Annotated in this window: 14 protein-coding genes; 9 read left to right on the plus strand and 5 right to left on the minus strand. The window is 40.7% G+C overall.

Annotation, left to right across the window (positions count from 1 at the left end; all coding sequences use genetic code 11):
- The first annotated feature begins 45 nt into the window (after nucleotides 1-45).
- The 3 genes from B9T34_RS13765 to B9T34_RS13775 all read left to right on the plus strand — a co-directional run bounded on the left by B9T34_RS13765 (nucleotide 46) and on the right by B9T34_RS13775 (nucleotide 3,595).
- Nucleotides 46-573, plus strand: a complete 528-nt coding sequence (locus B9T34_RS13765) for a MarR family winged helix-turn-helix transcriptional regulator (protein ID WP_171265217.1) — start codon at nucleotides 46-48, stop codon at nucleotides 571-573.
- Nucleotides 574-575: 2 nt separating this feature from the next.
- Nucleotides 576-1,733 carry a multidrug effflux MFS transporter gene (locus tag B9T34_RS13770; protein ID WP_086213705.1) on the plus strand — a complete coding sequence of 386 codons (1,158 nt, stop codon included), beginning with the start codon at nucleotides 576-578 and terminating at the stop codon, nucleotides 1,731-1,733.
- Between the two features lie 407 nt (nucleotides 1,734-2,140).
- Nucleotides 2,141-3,595 (plus strand): SulP family inorganic anion transporter, encoded by a 1,455-nt coding sequence (locus tag B9T34_RS13775; protein WP_086213706.1) that lies wholly within the window; start codon nucleotides 2,141-2,143, stop codon nucleotides 3,593-3,595.
- A gap of 325 nt (nucleotides 3,596-3,920) precedes the next feature.
- Here the strand turns inward: B9T34_RS13775 and B9T34_RS13780 are convergent, their stop codons facing one another.
- The 4 genes from B9T34_RS13780 to B9T34_RS13795 form a co-directional block, all read right to left on the minus strand.
- Nucleotides 3,921-4,664: an SDR family oxidoreductase gene (locus tag B9T34_RS13780; protein ID WP_086213707.1), complete on the minus strand. Its 744-nt coding sequence runs from the start codon at nucleotides 4,662-4,664 to the stop codon at nucleotides 3,921-3,923.
- A 25-nt stretch (nucleotides 4,665-4,689) separates the two neighbouring features.
- The gene (locus B9T34_RS13785; protein WP_086213708.1) at nucleotides 4,690-5,388 is read right to left on the minus strand and encodes a histidine phosphatase family protein; all 699 of its coding nucleotides are present in this window, start codon (nucleotides 5,386-5,388) and stop codon (nucleotides 4,690-4,692) included.
- The gene (locus B9T34_RS13790; RefSeq protein WP_086213709.1) at nucleotides 5,385-6,506 is read right to left on the minus strand and encodes a phosphotransferase family protein; all 1,122 of its coding nucleotides are present in this window, start codon (nucleotides 6,504-6,506) and stop codon (nucleotides 5,385-5,387) included. Before B9T34_RS13790 ends, B9T34_RS13785 begins: the two co-directional genes overlap by 4 nt.
- A gap of 163 nt (nucleotides 6,507-6,669) precedes the next feature.
- The gene (locus B9T34_RS13795) at nucleotides 6,670-7,911 is read right to left on the minus strand and encodes an acyl-CoA dehydrogenase family protein (protein ID WP_086213710.1); all 1,242 of its coding nucleotides are present in this window, start codon (nucleotides 7,909-7,911) and stop codon (nucleotides 6,670-6,672) included.
- Between the two features lie 92 nt (nucleotides 7,912-8,003).
- Here B9T34_RS13795 and B9T34_RS13800 point away from each other — a divergent pair, with 92 nt between their 5' ends.
- The 5 genes from B9T34_RS13800 (at nucleotide 8,004) to B9T34_RS13820 (ending at nucleotide 12,393) form a co-directional block, all read left to right on the plus strand.
- Complete coding sequence (locus tag B9T34_RS13800) at nucleotides 8,004-8,921, plus strand: LysR family transcriptional regulator (RefSeq protein WP_086213711.1); 918 nt, start codon at nucleotides 8,004-8,006, stop codon at nucleotides 8,919-8,921.
- 261 nt (nucleotides 8,922-9,182) lie between these two features.
- Nucleotides 9,183-9,737, plus strand: a complete 555-nt coding sequence (locus B9T34_RS13805) for a thermonuclease family protein (protein WP_086213712.1) — start codon at nucleotides 9,183-9,185, stop codon at nucleotides 9,735-9,737.
- A 41-nt stretch (nucleotides 9,738-9,778) separates the two neighbouring features.
- On the plus strand, nucleotides 9,779-10,432 hold the full coding sequence (locus B9T34_RS13810) for an IS1595 family transposase (protein ID WP_086213713.1): 654 nt from the start codon (nucleotides 9,779-9,781) through the stop codon (nucleotides 10,430-10,432).
- Nucleotides 10,433-10,748: 316 nt separating this feature from the next.
- A complete protein-coding gene (locus B9T34_RS13815; RefSeq protein ID WP_228147456.1) occupies nucleotides 10,749-11,192 on the plus strand; it encodes a MarR family winged helix-turn-helix transcriptional regulator in 444 nt (147 codons plus the stop codon).
- Nucleotides 11,185-12,393 (plus strand): MFS transporter, encoded by a 1,209-nt coding sequence (locus tag B9T34_RS13820; RefSeq protein WP_086213715.1) that lies wholly within the window; start codon nucleotides 11,185-11,187, stop codon nucleotides 12,391-12,393. The genes B9T34_RS13815 and B9T34_RS13820 overlap by 8 nt, the downstream gene beginning before the upstream one ends.
- Before the next feature lie 7 nt (nucleotides 12,394-12,400).
- Here B9T34_RS13820 and B9T34_RS13825 read toward each other — a convergent pair whose 3' ends face one another.
- Complete coding sequence (locus tag B9T34_RS13825) at nucleotides 12,401-13,381, minus strand: GlxA family transcriptional regulator (protein WP_086213840.1); 981 nt, start codon at nucleotides 13,379-13,381, stop codon at nucleotides 12,401-12,403.
- 151 nt (nucleotides 13,382-13,532) lie between these two features.
- Between B9T34_RS13825 and B9T34_RS13830 the strand changes: the two genes are divergently transcribed.
- Nucleotides 13,533-15,320 carry an acyl-CoA dehydrogenase gene (locus tag B9T34_RS13830; RefSeq protein ID WP_086213716.1) on the plus strand — a complete coding sequence of 596 codons (1,788 nt, stop codon included), beginning with the start codon at nucleotides 13,533-13,535 and terminating at the stop codon, nucleotides 15,318-15,320.
- The last annotated feature ends 88 nt before the right edge of the window (nucleotides 15,321-15,408 follow it).

Below are 15,408 nucleotides of genomic sequence, written 5' to 3' on the forward strand. Positions count from 1 at the left end.
GACATGGGCATATTTTAAAAATAGATGATATACAATCTATTTTATATGAATACACATTCTGAACTGGATCAATTGCGTTTTGCAGGCTTAGCCTCATTGGTTGCGCGTACATGGCGCAAAACTATCGACAGCCGGCTGGAAAAATATGAGTTGACGGAGGCCACATGGCTGCCGCTGGTTTACCTATCGCGAGTCAATAAACCCATCCGCCAAAAGGATTTGGCATCTATGCTTTCATTAGACAGCTCCTCTGTGGTTCGGGTACTTAATCAGTTAGAACAAAATGGTTTAATCGAACGTGTGCCCGAAGAACATGACCGGCGCGCTAAAGCCACCAGCATTACGGCTCAGGGGCGCGAAATTGTTGAGCATTTAGAGCAAATGTCGCAAAGCTTAGAAGATGAAATCAAATCTCGCTTAGATCCGCATAATTTTCAAATTGCTAGAGAGGTATTAGAAAGCTTAGTGCTGATATTGGATGCATTACCAAATCATCAAGCATTAGACCAACAGCTAGATTTTGATCATAGCCATGTATTAAAGAACAAAACCAATAACAGCACAGAAGATTGATCATGCATCAAAAAAATACGATTCCGCTGTGGTTTTTGGCTGTTTTAACCCTCAGCGGTACACTGGCCATGCATATTTTTGTGTCAGTTTTGCCATTGGTCGGGCAAGATTTCCATGCTGATTTGCATGAAGTTCAGCTCACACTCAGTATTTATATTTTAGGTTTAGCCATTGGCCAGTTATTTTATGGACCTTTAGCCGACAGTTTTGGACGCAGGCCCATCTTAATTTTCGGTATGCTTTTATATTCTTCAGCCAGTATAGGCGCACTCTTTGCGGCCAATATTGAAATGCTAATCATCATGCGGTTTTTACAAGCCTTAGGCGGATGTACGGGGCTGCTTTTAGGCCGTGCGATTGTCAGAGATACATCAACAGGTGCAGATACCACCAAACGCCTCTCGCTTATGAATATGATGGTCATGTTTGGGCCAGGATTATCCCCTTTATTAGGCGGTCTGCTGGCCTCCGTTTCTGGCTGGCGCAGCATTTTTATTGCTTTAAGTCTGCTCGGATTAATTAATTTAATCTTGGTCTATATTTTTATTCAAGATAGTGCATTAAAGCGTGAAACTTCAATCAAAATGGTCGCAAGCAATTATAAACAGCTAATCAGCTCTCCTAAATTTATAGGATTGACTGTAGGCGGCGGATTAGCAACAACCTCCATGTACGCTTTTTTAAGCGTAGCATCCTATATTGTGATCCAGCAGTTTGGCGGAACTTTACATGAAGTCGGCATTTATTTAGCCTTGATTATGGTTGGTGTATGGATTGGAACATTTGCAACCAGCCGTTTAGCTGGACGATGGTCTATTGACCGAATGATTACAATCGGCAGCAGCATAAGTTTTGTATTCGCCATTATTTTCCTACTTTTTTGTGTTTTTAATTTCATTAATGTCTATACAGTTATGATTCCGATTGTATGCTTCTGCATAGGCGCAGGCCTAACCTCACCTGCTGCATTAACCAAAGCTTTAAATGTAAATCCTAAAATTGCGGGTTCAGCGTCTGGCATTTATGGCTGCTGTCAAATGGTTATTGGCGCATTTTGTGCATCATTGAGCGGTATTGGTGATAACCCTGCATTAGCAGCTGCATGCGTATTGTTTATCTCATGCATAGTTGCACAGATCTGTTTTAGGGTTGCACGTTAGTTTGTGCTTATGCAAACTGATAAATGGCATTGAGAATAGGTAACTTACTTTATATATGAAATTTAATGGAAACCAATATTTCCAAATAGTTCAATAGAGATGCTGATTTCTACTTGAGTGTTAGGGAGTGTGGATAATCGCCATGATGTTCGATTAGCAATGATTTGTTCATTTTTTATTACGGATATATGTTCACAATAGGGAGATAAAAGATTACGTGCTATTCTTTGCTTTCTAAAAATAGATGAAAATTCCCCGATCCTTATATGAAACTTACGCCACCTTAAAATTATTTGCCTCTTCAATTAGTAAATAACTCATCACTGTCTAGTGATGTGGTGTAGGTGTTCGCATGTTGTATATATCACATCGCTAGCCTGTCTAAAATTCTAAAAAAGGGCTATTTCATGTTATCTAATATTCGAGAACAATGGTTCTCTAACATCCGTGGTGATGTACTTGCTGGGCTAGTTGTCGGTCTTGCACTTATTCCAGAAGCTATTGCATTTTCTATTATTGCAGGTGTTGATCCGAAAGTCGGTCTATATGCTTCATTTTGTATTGCCGTAGTCATTTCATTTGTTGGCGCTCGCCCCGCGATGGTTTCAGCTGCCACTGGTGCAATGGCATTGCTTATGGTCACATTGGTTAAAGATCATGGCCTGCAATACCTGCTTGCCGCAACAATTTTAACTGGCGTCATTCAAATACTTGCTGGTTATTTTAAATTAGCAAAGCTTATGCGCTTTGTTTCAAAATCAGTCGTAATTGGATTTGTAAATGCTCTAGCCATTTTGATTTTAATGGCACAGCTTCCAGAACTCACAAATGTCACTTGGCATGTATATGCTCTAGTCACATTAGGTTTAGGTATAATCTACTTATTTCCAATGATTCCTAAAATAGGAAGATTATTACCTTCCCCTTTAGTCTGCATTGTCGTCGTTACTTTAGCTGTAATGACTCTAGGCATTGATGTTAGAACGGTTGGAGATATGGGATCTTTACCGAATGCGCTTCCAATATTTCTGATTCCGAATATTCCTTTAAATATTGAAACACTCATCATCATCTTACCTTATTCATTGGCTTTGGCGGCTGTAGGTCTGCTTGAATCAATGATGACTGCAACAATTGTCGATGAAATGACTGATACACCAAGCGATAAATTTCAAGAATGCAAAGGCCAAGGTATCGCCAATATTGCTTCTGGTTTTATGGGAGGTATGGCTGGTTGTGCCATGATTGGGCAATCTATGATAAATGTTAAGTCAGGTGGTCTCACTCGTCTCTCAACATTTTCCTCAGGCATCTTCCTTTTAATATTAGTGGTCTTTATTAGTGATTGGCTCAAAATCATTCCAATGGCTGCGCTTGTAGCTGTCATGATTATGGTGTCGATAAGTACTTTTGAATGGAGTTCATTGAAAACTTTCAAAGTCAATCCTAAGAGCAGCAATATTGTCATGCTATCTACAGTTGTAATTGTTGTCGCAACACATAACCTAGCTTTAGGCGTTTTAACAGGTGTTCTATTGTCTACATTGTTTCTAGCAAATAAGTTAGAGAATGATGTTCGAGTAGAAACTAGTTTAGAAGGTACATATCGTATTTATGACTTCCATGGTCAAATTTTCTTTAGTTCCTCTGAAAAATTTATTCAGTGTTTTGACTTTAAAGAAGATGTTAACGAAGTCATTATAGATTTGACGCATGCACATATTTGGGATGTGACATCAGTCGCTATGCTTGATTCAGTAATTAATAAATTTCAGAAGAACGCCATAAATGTTACTGTACGAGGTTTAAATGAAGCCAGCACCTATATGATTGATAAATATGGAGTACACTCCAAAATATAAATGAAATGTATTCATCTGTAGGTTAAATCTAAAAAAATTTTATTTTATTAAGCCCCGTCTAAGGATCGGGGCTTGCAAGTGAATGGTATATAGTAACTTTTAAATTATAAAATCATATTGAGTGATATTCATGTATTTGTTTGATCAGATAATTACCTTCACAAACTACGAAACCTAGATTTTGGCCTAGTTTTTTATTTCGTAGATATGCCCCTTTTGCTTTAATAGTTTAAAAAGTTCATTTCTAGTTATTTGAAATCTTCTAAGAATTAAAAAAAGCCCCTGCTGGAGCTTTTTTACATCAATATTTAAAAAGACTAAAACATCAGCCTAATTTCATAACCAGCTTTAATGGCAAAACTTTCATCACTGTACCAAGCGGCATCCAAGGCCATTTTGGTACATAAGCTTTGACTGGCGCTTTTTCAATTTCCGCCGCCAATAAGCGTGAACCTGTTTTTTCATCCACTTCAAAAGGTAATTTCTTTGCGCCTTCATTAATTTCTGTGCGGATATAGCCAGGGAAAATAGTTGACACTTTAATTGGCGTATTGATCAGCTCTGCACGAATGCCTTCTGCCAAATGTGCAACACCTGCTTTACTTGCGCCGTATGCTGTTAAATGCTTTGGCATTCCTCGCATTGCGCTCATAGATGAAATTACAACCAAATGCCCGGCATTTTGTGCACGGAAAATTTCCACAGCAGCTTCACATTGCGCCAGAGCAGAAATAAAGTTGGTCTCTACCGTAGCACGGTTAATTTCAAAGTTGCCTTTACCAATTCGGCGGCCTTCACCTACACCCGCATTGACAATCACGCGGTCAATAGTGCCAAAGTCTTCTTTAAATGCGCGGAACACTTCAAATACTTGATCGTAATTGGTGACATCTAAAATTTTAGCAATCACTTTAATGCCATATTGACTTTCCAATTCTTGCTTCAAGCTTTCTAAACGCTCTAATCGGCGGGCGCAAATGGCAAGGTTATAGCCTTTTTTGGCGAATTCACGCGCCATACCTGCGCCAATCCCTGAACTTGCGCCAGTAATTAAAATAGTTTTAGCCATGATCGTATCCTTAATATTTTTTAAATCAAATCCAAGTCAACAAACTTGGATTTGCAGCTTTTATAAAATGATGTTCATTTAAACTCAGCAGCTGTGGTTCATTTCCGACCAAACGCAATGTGGTTATGCTGGTATTGGCTATCGCCCAATTCAGCGCAAACGTTTTTTCAGGACTGAGGCCTAAAATTTTACCCACAGCTACCGAGATCACTCCGCCAGAAGTAAAGACCACGGCATAACGAGGTTGTTTTTTCGCCAGCTCATCACACAAATTCTGTAAAGCACTTTCTACACGGTGTTTGAAATGCGGCCAAGATTCATCATATTCATGGTGATATTCCCCGCCTGTCCAACGGCCAATTGCACCTTCAAAAATTTTGGCAAGATACGCGCGTGGATTAGCCTCTTTAGAGACATCTTCTTTTAATAAATGCGGCTCGTTAAAACGCGGTTCATACTGTGCAAAAACTTGCTGATGATTGAACTCATTCCAAGCGCTATCCGTAATCAGATTGCTTTCTGGAAAACATTTTTCCAATGCCAAGCTTGCAGTTTGCTGATGACGCTGCATTGAGCCTGCAACAGCGAATGGGGCTTCTTTTAAAATTTCATCAAAATACTGACCCAGTACTTTTGCCTGCAATTCACCATTGGGAGAAAGCTTGTCATAGCTTTCAGCGCCAAAAGATGCCTGCCCGTGCCGAATCAAATAAATCGTGGTCATTTTCCTAAAATATCCTTCATTTTTTCGATGTACTTTTGCGCTATATCATTGGCTTCAATCTTTTGCAGACCAATCAGTTTCAATGCGCGTATATGCAAGGCATGAATCACAATCCAAAAATCTTTAAAGGCTGGATTATTGGTTTGCTTGTGATAAAAGCGGTAATAAATCTGCTGCGCAATCACGGCTAAACGGAAAATGCCAAAGACTTCATAAAAGGTCCAGTTGTCAGTCTGCAGTCCTGTTTTTTCAAGGTAGTATTCAACCACTTCTTTGCGGCTAAACATGCCTTTTAAATTGGTCGGCTGCCGGCGAGTCGCTTTAAAAATAGCACTGTCTTTATCTTCAACCCAATAGGCTAAAGCAGAACCTAGATCCATTAAAGGGTCACCCAATGTCGCCATTTCCCAATCCAAAACGCCGATGACTTCTGTTGGGTTTTCTGGATTTAAAATGACATTATCAAAACGCCAGTCGTTATGAATAATGCAAGTATTATTATCTTCTGGAATATGTTCTTTGAGCCAATTGCGCACATATTTGAATGAAGGCACATTTAAAGTTTTGGCTTTTTCATAGCGAGCATCCCAGCCTTCCACTTGACGGCGGCAATAGCCTTCACCTTTTCCGAGCTTTTCTAAGGCTGTGCCTTGATATGGTACTTGATGCAGTTCAATCAGCTTATCAATCACATTAATGCAAAGTTTACGGACTTGGCTTTCATCCAAGTTCAGCTCTTTAGGAAGGTTTGCACGCGGGATAATGCCTTCTACGCGCTTCATCACATAAAAGTCACAGCCAATGATGGATTCATCCTGACACAGCGCGACCATTTCTGGCAGTACTGGATAAAATGGCGCCAAAGATCTCTGTACATTGTATTCACGCGCCATATCATGTGCAGATTTGGCTTTAGTACCTTTTGGCGGACGCCGCAAAATCAAGTCTGCATTTTCATATTTAAGACGGTATGTCCAATTTGACGCACCGCCAGAATATTGTGTTACTTCAACAGGGCCAGAAATTTCTGAGCCGTTTTCAATTAGCCAGTTGCTTACCGCACGGACATCTAATTCTTCACCTTCACGAACCGTGCCGCCTACATCAATCACTGACATTATTTTCACCCTAAATCTTTCAATGCAAATCTATAAATCAAATTTTAACCATCACTGATGATGCTGTCGCCAAAAGCAGTGAGTCATACGAAAATTGTTATATCCATATGTTTATAGCACGGTCAACTCAGAGTTGCCATGCTATAAAACCCATAGAAAATACTTACTTTTTGCGTCGTGAACTGTAACCGCGTTTTGCCAATTCAAGTTTTGCAATCATACCTTTATGCACTTCGTCTGGACCATCCGCTAAACGCAGTGAGCGCGCTTGGGCAAAGAAACCTGTTAACGGAGTATCGCGTGATACGCCAGCGCCGCCGTGTATTTGCATAGCCATATCCACCACTTTTTCCAATACACTTGGCGCAACCACTTTAATTGCAGAAATTTCAGTTAAAGCCGCCATATTGCCCAAAGTATCCATCTTATAAGCGGCATACAAGGTCAATAGACGCGCCTGATCAATGGCGACACGCGCTTCTGCAACACGCTCCAAATTTCCGCCCAATTTTAAAATTTCTTTGCCAAAAGCTGTTCGGCTCATACCGCGGTCAATCATCAGTTCTAAAGATTTTTCCGCTGCGCCAATGCAGCGCATGCAGTGGTGAATGCGCCCAGGCCCTAATCGGCCTTGCGCAATTTCAAAACCTTGCCCCGCGCCGCCAATAAAGTTAGCTAGGGGTACTCGAACATTGCTAAAGCTGACTTCGCCATGTCCATGCGGCGCATCATAATCTCCCAATACCGGCAGCATGCGTTCAATCTTGACGCCTGCAGTGTCGATTGGAACCAAAACCATAGAATGCTGATGATGGCGGTCTTTGGTCTCGTCTGGGGTGTGCGCCATGAAAATAATGATCTTAGCATTTGGATCACCCAAACCAGACGACCACCATTTACGGCCATTTAAAACAATTTCATTGCCTTCAATAACAGCCGTTGCTTCCATATTGGTCGCATCGGATGATGCCACTGCTGGCTCAGTCATACAAAATACAGAACGGATTTTTCCATCCAAAAGCGGCTTCAGCCACTGTTCTTTCTGCGCTTCCGTACCATAGCGCCACATCAGCTCCATGTTTCCGCTGTCAGGCGCATTGCAGTTAAATACAATTGGCGCGATTAAACTGCGGCCAGAAAGTTCGGCAATATGTGCATATTCCTGTACAGACAAACCTTGGCCTAATTGTTCACAAGGCAAAAACATATTCCATAAACCAGCAGCTTTGGCTTTGTCTTTTAACACTTCCAACTGCGCTGGCCACTGCCATTTGGTCCAGTCACCGCCTTGATTTAATTCATGTACGTCATGCCAGAATTTGCTTTCAACAGGGTCGATTTCATTATTTATAAACTGCTTTGTTCTTTCAATATAATCCTGTGCACGTGCTGATAACTCAAACATGGCATGATCCTTTTCAATATTGTGTTTTAGGCTTTACAACAACATACCTTGAAAACTACTATGAACAAAATGATTTAATTTTATAATCCTTCATGAACTCAATTCATAGTAAAAATCCGATCGATCTGGGAATATTCCACCGTATCGACATCAATTTATATCCGCTGTTTGTGGCGGTATATGAACAAAAAAGTATTTCAAAAGCTGCGCAAATCCTTTGCATTACACAGTCAGCTGCCAGCCATGCTTTACAGCGTCTGCGCCAGCATTTACAGGATGATTTATTTGTGCGTGCTGGCAGCAAAATGCTTCCTACGCCTTTCTCTGAACAGATCTATCCCGCTATTAAAGATGCGTTATACGCCATACAGAAAATCTCTAAGCAAAATCAGAGTTTTGATCCAAGCAGCATTCAGACTCTAAAAATTGCTTTGCATGATGAAATTGAACCTTTGATATTTCCTAAATTGGTTACGCATTTTCAGCAAAATCAATTTAATATCCAATTTTCCAGCATCAAATTAGATCGCAAAAATATTGTGGCAGATCTGGCTTCGCAGCAAATCGACTTTGTTATTGATTTAGAACAAAACTTTGGCGATAAGATTCAATTTCAATGTCTACAGCAAGATGATTTTGTTGTTTGTTCTCAGCAGATGGAAATGGATCAAGCCTGCTATCTCGCTTCAGCGCATATTGGTGTTTCTTCACGCCGTACGGGTGTTTTGATTGAAGATATCTTTTTGAACCGTAAGCAGGTATCACGCAAAATTGCGCTGCGCTGCCAGCATTATTCAACAGCATTGCAAATTTTGGTGCAGCAGCCTAAAGCTGTACTTACTATTCCAAAAAATTTATTAACGCATTTGCAAATTGCTGAATGCTTGAATATTTTTGAAGTTCCAGTTGAACTACCTAAAATTAATATGGGGATGTTTTGGCATAAAGATAGCCAAGAGAATGCGCGGCATAATTTTTTGCGAAGCGAAATTATTAAAATTTTTGCTTAGGCTATTTTAATGGATATTTCATCCATTTCACTTAGGCTATTTTCAGGATTTGAAACTCTGGCTCACCTTGATCAATTTAACCCCGAGGAATTCACAGTCATGTGCAATTTTTCAGCAAACAATTGATTCGGCTTTAATTTTAAACCGTTTGCCGATTATTTAAGCCCAGCCAATAGCGCTTTTCAATTACAATTGGTGCCCGTAACATCTCCAACTTATGCTGAATTTATTCGAACGGATCAATAAATTCAGCTTTTTTTTATGCTTGAAAATTTATCTCCTAGCTGGCTTATTGGCCTGGGCATCGTACTGTGCCTGATTGCCCTATTTCTCTTTCGTAAACTTTATGTTTTTCTGTCTGATCTTTTCCGCCCCTTCAAAAAAGGAAAAACTTACTGGTGCCGTGTAATTGCGGTCAGTGATGGTGATACCCTTACCTGCACTAGGTTAAATGTCCGCAGATCGCAAACGAAACTGCGCTTTGCTTATGTAGATGCGCCTGAGTCATCACAAAGCTATGGCAAAGAATCACAGCGCGTCATTAAAGCAATGGTCTATAAAAAGCTGGTGCGGGTTAAAATTACCGATGTAGACCGCTATGGCCGCTGCGTCGGTGTCATTTACCGCTATCGCCGCAATATGAATGAAGAAATGGTCAAACGCGGCGCTGCCTGGGTGTATGAAGAATACATCCGCGATAAAAAACAACTGCAATATATGAAGTCTTTACAGGATAAGGCCCGTAAGCAGAAAAAAGGCCTTTGGAAAGAAAGCCGTCCGATGCGGCCTAAAGAATATCGCAAACTGTATAAATAATAAGGGGCTGTAGTAGATTAACTTTGTGATAATCTACTTTTATGAAGATAACTCGATGTAAATTAAACAAAAAGACTCAAAGAAAGCTATTAGAGTTTTTTGTTGCAGAGGTTACAGCTAGAACTGCTGCTGATTTATTGGGAATACAGCCTAATTCTGCTGCACTGTTCTATCGTAAGCTTCGTCAAATTATTATGTATCATCTTGACCAAGATGCCATCGAAGTATTCCAAGGACAAATTGAATTAGATGAAAGTTACTTCGGTGGAGCACGTAAAGGAAAGCGTGGTCGAGGTACTGCTGGAAAAGTGATTGTTTTTGGTTTACTCAAGCTTAATGGTAAAGTTTATACGGCCATAGTCCCTGATACCAAATCAAGCACCTTAATGCCTGTAATAGTGAATAAAATAACTCCAGATAGTATTGTTTATACAGATCATTGGCATAGTTATAATGCTTTGGATGTTGCAGGCTTTAGCCATTATCGAATTAATCATTCAAGTCATTTTGCTGAGGGCCAAAATCATATCAATGGGATTGAGAACTTTTGGAATCAGGCAAAAAGAGTATTGCGGAAATACAATGGTATTGACCGAAATGCCTTTCCGTTATTTATTAAGGAATGTGAATTTAGATTCAATTATGGCAGCCCAAAGCAACAGCTTAAAACACTATTAAAATGGACTGAAATTTAACTTTATCTACTACAGCCCCATAATAATTCTGCCTGATTGGGCTAATTTACAAGATTATGCATAATATAGAGGGGTGTCTAACTCTTCTCTTTTATGCCTATATTTAGACATAAAACACAGACTTTACACTTATATATCAATACAAAAAATCCAAATATATCTTTGAAGAAGAAACCTTTTTAATAATTAACCTATTGTATTTATTCAATTATACTTATAGATTTATTGAGCGCATCAAACTCTAGCTTTTTTCACTTGATTATTCATTTTAATAGGCGTAAAGTTGCAATAAATTTAGTTACCCTAGTTAACTATTATGAACTCCCAATTAGGTTTTCGAGCCTCGCTGATGCGCTGCGCCCGCTTGTTCAGCGATGAAGTAAACACAATCCTGCTCCCATATCAGCTGAACTATTCTTTGTGGCAAGTCATGTTTGTCATACAGCATAAAGAAGGCTGTACATCCATAGAAATTGCTGAATATCTAAATGTATCTAAACCATCCGTGGCCAAACGGACACATATATTGGCTCAGCTCAATATTGTATCTCAGGTGCATACTGAAGATAAGCGTCAGAAAAAGTTGATCCTTAGCGATGCTGGAGCAAAACTGTACCAGCAATGCGCGGCAGAAATTGATCAATTTGAACAGCAGCTGACTCGGCACTTGGATCAGCACAATCTGCAGCAGAGTGCAGAAGTGATGCATCAAATCGGCAATGCCCTTGAAGCCAGAACAGCAGGTAAGCACCATGAGTGATAATGCCCCCTTATGGACTAGAAACTTCATTTTAGTCAGTTCTATCAATTTTCAACTGGTGTTGACTTTCTACCTTTTGGTGGTTGTGATTGTCGGCTATGCCGTAGCTGAGCTAGGCGCTTCTACAGCGCAAGCTGGCTTAATTTCTGGTCTTTTTATTGTCGGGACTTTGGTTGGCCGTTTGCTTGTGGGTCAATTTCTTGAACGCTTAGGCCGTAAAACGACTTTAGTGATTGGCCTGCTGGGTTTTTTAGTTTTTTCCTTTTTATATTTCATTCCATTTTGCGTCAGTACATTATTATTTGTCCGCTTTATGCATGGCTTTATGATGGGTATCGCCTCTTCTGTACTGGGGACGATTATTGCGCAAATTTTGCCGCCTGCCCGGCGCGGCGAAGGAATTGGCTATTACAGTATGAGCAGCACGCTGGGTACAGCGATCGGCCCTTTTCTCGCAATTTGGATGATGCTGCATATCGGCTATCACGCCATTTTCATTGTTTCCAGTGTTATTGCGGTCAGCTGCTTACTGGTTGCACTGTTGATTAAAGTTCCGAATTTACCGCAAATGGCGAAATCTCCTATTCAAACCAAAGATGATTTTGCCGTTAAGCCTAGTTTGCTGTCACGTTTTGTAGAACCCAAAGCGTTGCCTATCTCAATGATTATGCTTTTAACATCCATATGTTATTCGGGTGTTTTATCCTTTATTAACTTTTATGCCGAAGAAATTAATTTGGTACAAACTGCATCATTCTTCTTTCTGACCTATGCTGTTGCTATTTTAATTTCGCGTCCAATTACTGGTCCTTTAATGGACCGTAAGGGCGAAAATATCATTATGTATCCAGCATTTGTCATTATGGGAATTGCATTAGTATTACTGAGTATTGCCAACAGTTCGTGGCTGTTTTTACTTTGCGCCGCTTTGCTCGGTTTTGGCTATGGTAATATTCAATCTGTTTGTCAGACGTTAGCTGTGAAAAGCACCAGTATAGAACGCATGGGCTTCGCCACATCTACCTTCTTTATTTTCTTAGATGCCGGTCTTGGTTTTGGCCCTTACTTCATTGGTAAAGCACTCGACTATATAGGCTATTCAGAGCTGTATCTTTATAGTGCGTATGCCGCCTTTGCATGCATAGCAGCATACTATCTACTGCATGGCCGCCATCAGCAGAAAACGGCTGAATTGAATTAAACATACTTTAAAACCGCCGGCTAAAACGCCGGCGGTATTCAATGGGATTCAGCCCTGTTTTTTTATGAAATAGCCTGCGGAATGAACTTGGGTCGCTATAGCCAACCTCATGCATGATCACCTCTAAAGCCTGTTCAGTTTCCTCCAAGCGCTTACGGGCAGCCTCTATGCGTATAGACTGCAGATACTGATTTGGCGGCATATTTAAGGCAGCTTTAAAACGGCGAATTAAGGTTCTAACGGTGACATTTAAGTATGAAGCCAACGTATCTAAATTAAACTGCTGCTGATAATGCTGCTCTATCCAATCTTGGGCCTTTTGCACCAGTACATCATGATGCGGCTTGCCAATTTTCATCAAGGAATAGGACAGCTGGCTGTCACGACGGTAATCAATCACAAATGATTTTGCAGACTGTATCGCCGTTTCAAAACCATAAAAGCGTTCTATTAAATGCAATCCCAAATCAAACCATGCCAAACCGCCGCCTGCACAATAAACATGCTGATCTCGGGTAATAAGCTGATCTGCGTTTAACTTTACTAAAGGAAAGTGCTCTGTAAGTAGCTGCTGAAAGCCCCAATGTGTAGTCGCCAGTTTACCGTTTAATATTCCTGCCTCTGCTAAAAAGAAATTTCCTGTGCAATTTCCTGCAATGAGCTGATGACGCCGATCTGCTTTTTGCAGCAGTTGCACCAGCTTGGGATTTCTGTTCAATGTGTCAAATATAGGTGCACCAATTGTAGGCACAATCAGTAAATCGTCCTGCAGGATTTCTGCAAAGCATAAATCTGCCTGTAATTTCATGCCGTTAATGCATTGGATCGCTTGCGCCTGTTCACTGGCAATTTTCACATCAAAAAGTCGTTGGATATGCTGATTCTGAATCCGGTTCCAGCTGACACCCGCCATAGAAAAAAGGTCGGTCACCCCTGTAATTGCAGTGGCTAAAGCGCCATCAAAACCTAAAATAACGATTCTTTTCATGCTTGTATTCATTACCAATTATGCAGAATTCTATCTGCGATTTTATATTGTCGTTTTCAACCTATTAAGTGTCATTATTGACAATCCTCCAGTTAAAAATCAACTGATAGTCTTAATGCAGACGATAAAGAACTGAAAAGAGGATGCATGCATGGCTCAGCTGATCAATGAAAAGGATTTAAATTTCCTGCTCTACGATGTATTCAAAGCAGAAGAATTGACACAATTTCCACGCTATGCAGAGCATGATACGGCTACATTCAATAGCATCTTAGATACCGCTCGAGGAATTGCAGAAGATTTCTTTGCTCCGCACAATGCAAAGGCTGATCATCATGAGCCGACTTTTGACGGCAAAACAGTCACCACTCTTCCAGAAGTAAAAACAGCTTGGACACAATTGGCAAATGCAGGACTGCTTTGCGCGCAGCATGACTATGACCAAGGCGGCATGCAGCTTCCAACATTAATTAATATGGCGGCCAATGCCTATTTTATGTCAGCAAATCCTTCGACAGCGGCCTATTCATTTTTAACTGCAGCTGCTGCCAATCTCATTCAAGCCTTTGGTACAGAATCTCAAAAACGCGATTTTGTACCGCATATGTTTAGCGGTCGCTTCGCAGGTACGATGGCAATGACTGAACCGAACGTCGGTTCATCATTGGGTGATTTAAGCACCAAAGCGCTGCCAAAAGCAGATGGTACGTATTTGATTAAGGGTCAGAAAATGTTTATTTCTGGCGGTGATCAAGACATCACAGAAAATATTGTGCATTTGGTTTTAGCCCGTATACAAGATGCGCCGCAAGGTGTGAAAGGTATTTCGTTGTTTATTGTGCCTAAATTTAAAGTGCACGCAGATGGTTCTTTGGCAGAACACAATGATGTACAGCTCGCGGGCCTGCTGCATAAAATGGGCTACCGCGGCACGACATCCACCGTTTTAAGTTTTGGCGAGCAAGACCAGTGCACAGGCTACTTAATTGGGGAGGCTGGTGCAGGCTTAAAATACATGTTCAAAATGATGAACGAAGCCCGCGTAGGTGTCGCGCTTGGTGCAGCAATGATTGGTTATCGTGGCTATTTAGAGTCTTTGGATTATGCAAAAAACCGACCCCAAGGACGCTTAGTTTCGAATAAAGATCCATTGGCTAAGCCTGTCAGTATTATTCAGCATACTGACGTCAAACGTATGCTGCTTGCACAAAAGTCTTATGTGGAAGGATCACTTGCACTTTGCCTCTTTGCAGCGCGTTTAATTGATGAACATCAAGCCAATGCCGATGAAGACAGCGCATTACTGCTAGATTTAATCACCCCTGTGGTGAAATCATTCCCTTCGGCCTATGGGCCTAAAGCCAACGATTTAGCCATTCAAGTTTTAGGTGGAGCTGGCTATACCCGTGAATATCCTTTAGAACAATGCTACCGCGATAACCGTTTAAATCCAATTCACGAAGGTACTTTTGGCATTCAGTCTTTAGATTTACTTGGCCGTAAACTTTGGCAGCAGAACAGCAAAGGCTTAATACTTCTGACTCAGCGCATGCAGAGCACGTTGAATGAGACCGTTCATGAATCATTAATTCCCTTGGCTGAAATATTTAAACAGCATCTAACAACTGTACAGAAAACTACACAGGCTTTAGGCAAAGTACTTGCAGATGGCCAAACTGATTTAGGCTTGGCAAACTCTGCGCTGTATTTAGAAATGATGGGTAAAACCATGATTTCGTGGCTATGGCTGGATATGGCAAATAAAGCCGTACTCAAATTTGCAGACAGCAGCCATGCTGAAGATCAGCATTTTATGGCCGGTAAAATACAGGCTGCGCAATATTTTATACGCTGGGAACTGCCTGAAATTGAACATTATGCAAAATTACTCAATCAGCTTGATGATACATGCCTCAACATGCAGGCCGATTGGTTCTAAGTTTTAGTCCTTCCCCTCCGTTGGACTAAAAAGAAGGCGGAATACTGTTTTCAGTATTCCGCCTTCACTTTTACAAATTCGCAAAATT

The organism is Acinetobacter sp. ANC 3813, from assembly GCF_002135435.1.
In the GTDB taxonomy this organism is placed as follows: domain Bacteria; phylum Pseudomonadota; class Gammaproteobacteria; order Pseudomonadales; family Moraxellaceae; genus Acinetobacter.

Bases quoted from the DNA above. Each gene is read 5' to 3' on its own strand.
- B9T34_RS13770 (WP_086213705.1), top strand. From the start codon at position 576: ATGCATCAAAAAAATACGATTCCGCTGTGGTTTTTGGCTGTTTTAACC.
- B9T34_RS13795 (WP_086213710.1), bottom strand. From the start codon at position 7,911: ATGTTTGAGTTATCAGCACGTGCACAGGATTATATTGAAAGAACAAAG.
- B9T34_RS13825 (WP_086213840.1), bottom strand. From the start codon at position 13,381: ATGAAAAGAATCGTTATTTTAGGTTTTGATGGCGCTTTAGCCACTGCA.
- B9T34_RS13805 (WP_086213712.1), top strand. From the start codon at position 9,183: ATGCTTGAAAATTTATCTCCTAGCTGGCTTATTGGCCTGGGCATCGTA.
- B9T34_RS13830 (WP_086213716.1), top strand. From the start codon at position 13,533: ATGGCTCAGCTGATCAATGAAAAGGATTTAAATTTCCTGCTCTACGAT.
- B9T34_RS13765 (WP_171265217.1), top strand. From the start codon at position 46: ATGAATACACATTCTGAACTGGATCAATTGCGTTTTGCAGGCTTAGCC.
- B9T34_RS13815 (WP_228147456.1), top strand. From the start codon at position 10,749: ATGAACTCCCAATTAGGTTTTCGAGCCTCGCTGATGCGCTGCGCCCGC.
- B9T34_RS13780 (WP_086213707.1), bottom strand. From the start codon at position 4,664: ATGGCTAAAACTATTTTAATTACTGGCGCAAGTTCAGGGATTGGCGCA.
- B9T34_RS13820 (WP_086213715.1), top strand. From the start codon at position 11,185: ATGAGTGATAATGCCCCCTTATGGACTAGAAACTTCATTTTAGTCAGT.
- B9T34_RS13800 (WP_086213711.1), top strand. From the start codon at position 8,004: ATGAACTCAATTCATAGTAAAAATCCGATCGATCTGGGAATATTCCAC.
- B9T34_RS13790 (WP_086213709.1), bottom strand. From the start codon at position 6,506: ATGTCAGTGATTGATGTAGGCGGCACGGTTCGTGAAGGTGAAGAATTA.
- B9T34_RS13810 (WP_086213713.1), top strand. From the start codon at position 9,779: ATGAAGATAACTCGATGTAAATTAAACAAAAAGACTCAAAGAAAGCTA.
- B9T34_RS13785 (WP_086213708.1), bottom strand. From the start codon at position 5,388: ATGACCACGATTTATTTGATTCGGCACGGGCAGGCATCTTTTGGCGCT.
- B9T34_RS13775 (WP_086213706.1), top strand. From the start codon at position 2,141: ATGTTATCTAATATTCGAGAACAATGGTTCTCTAACATCCGTGGTGAT.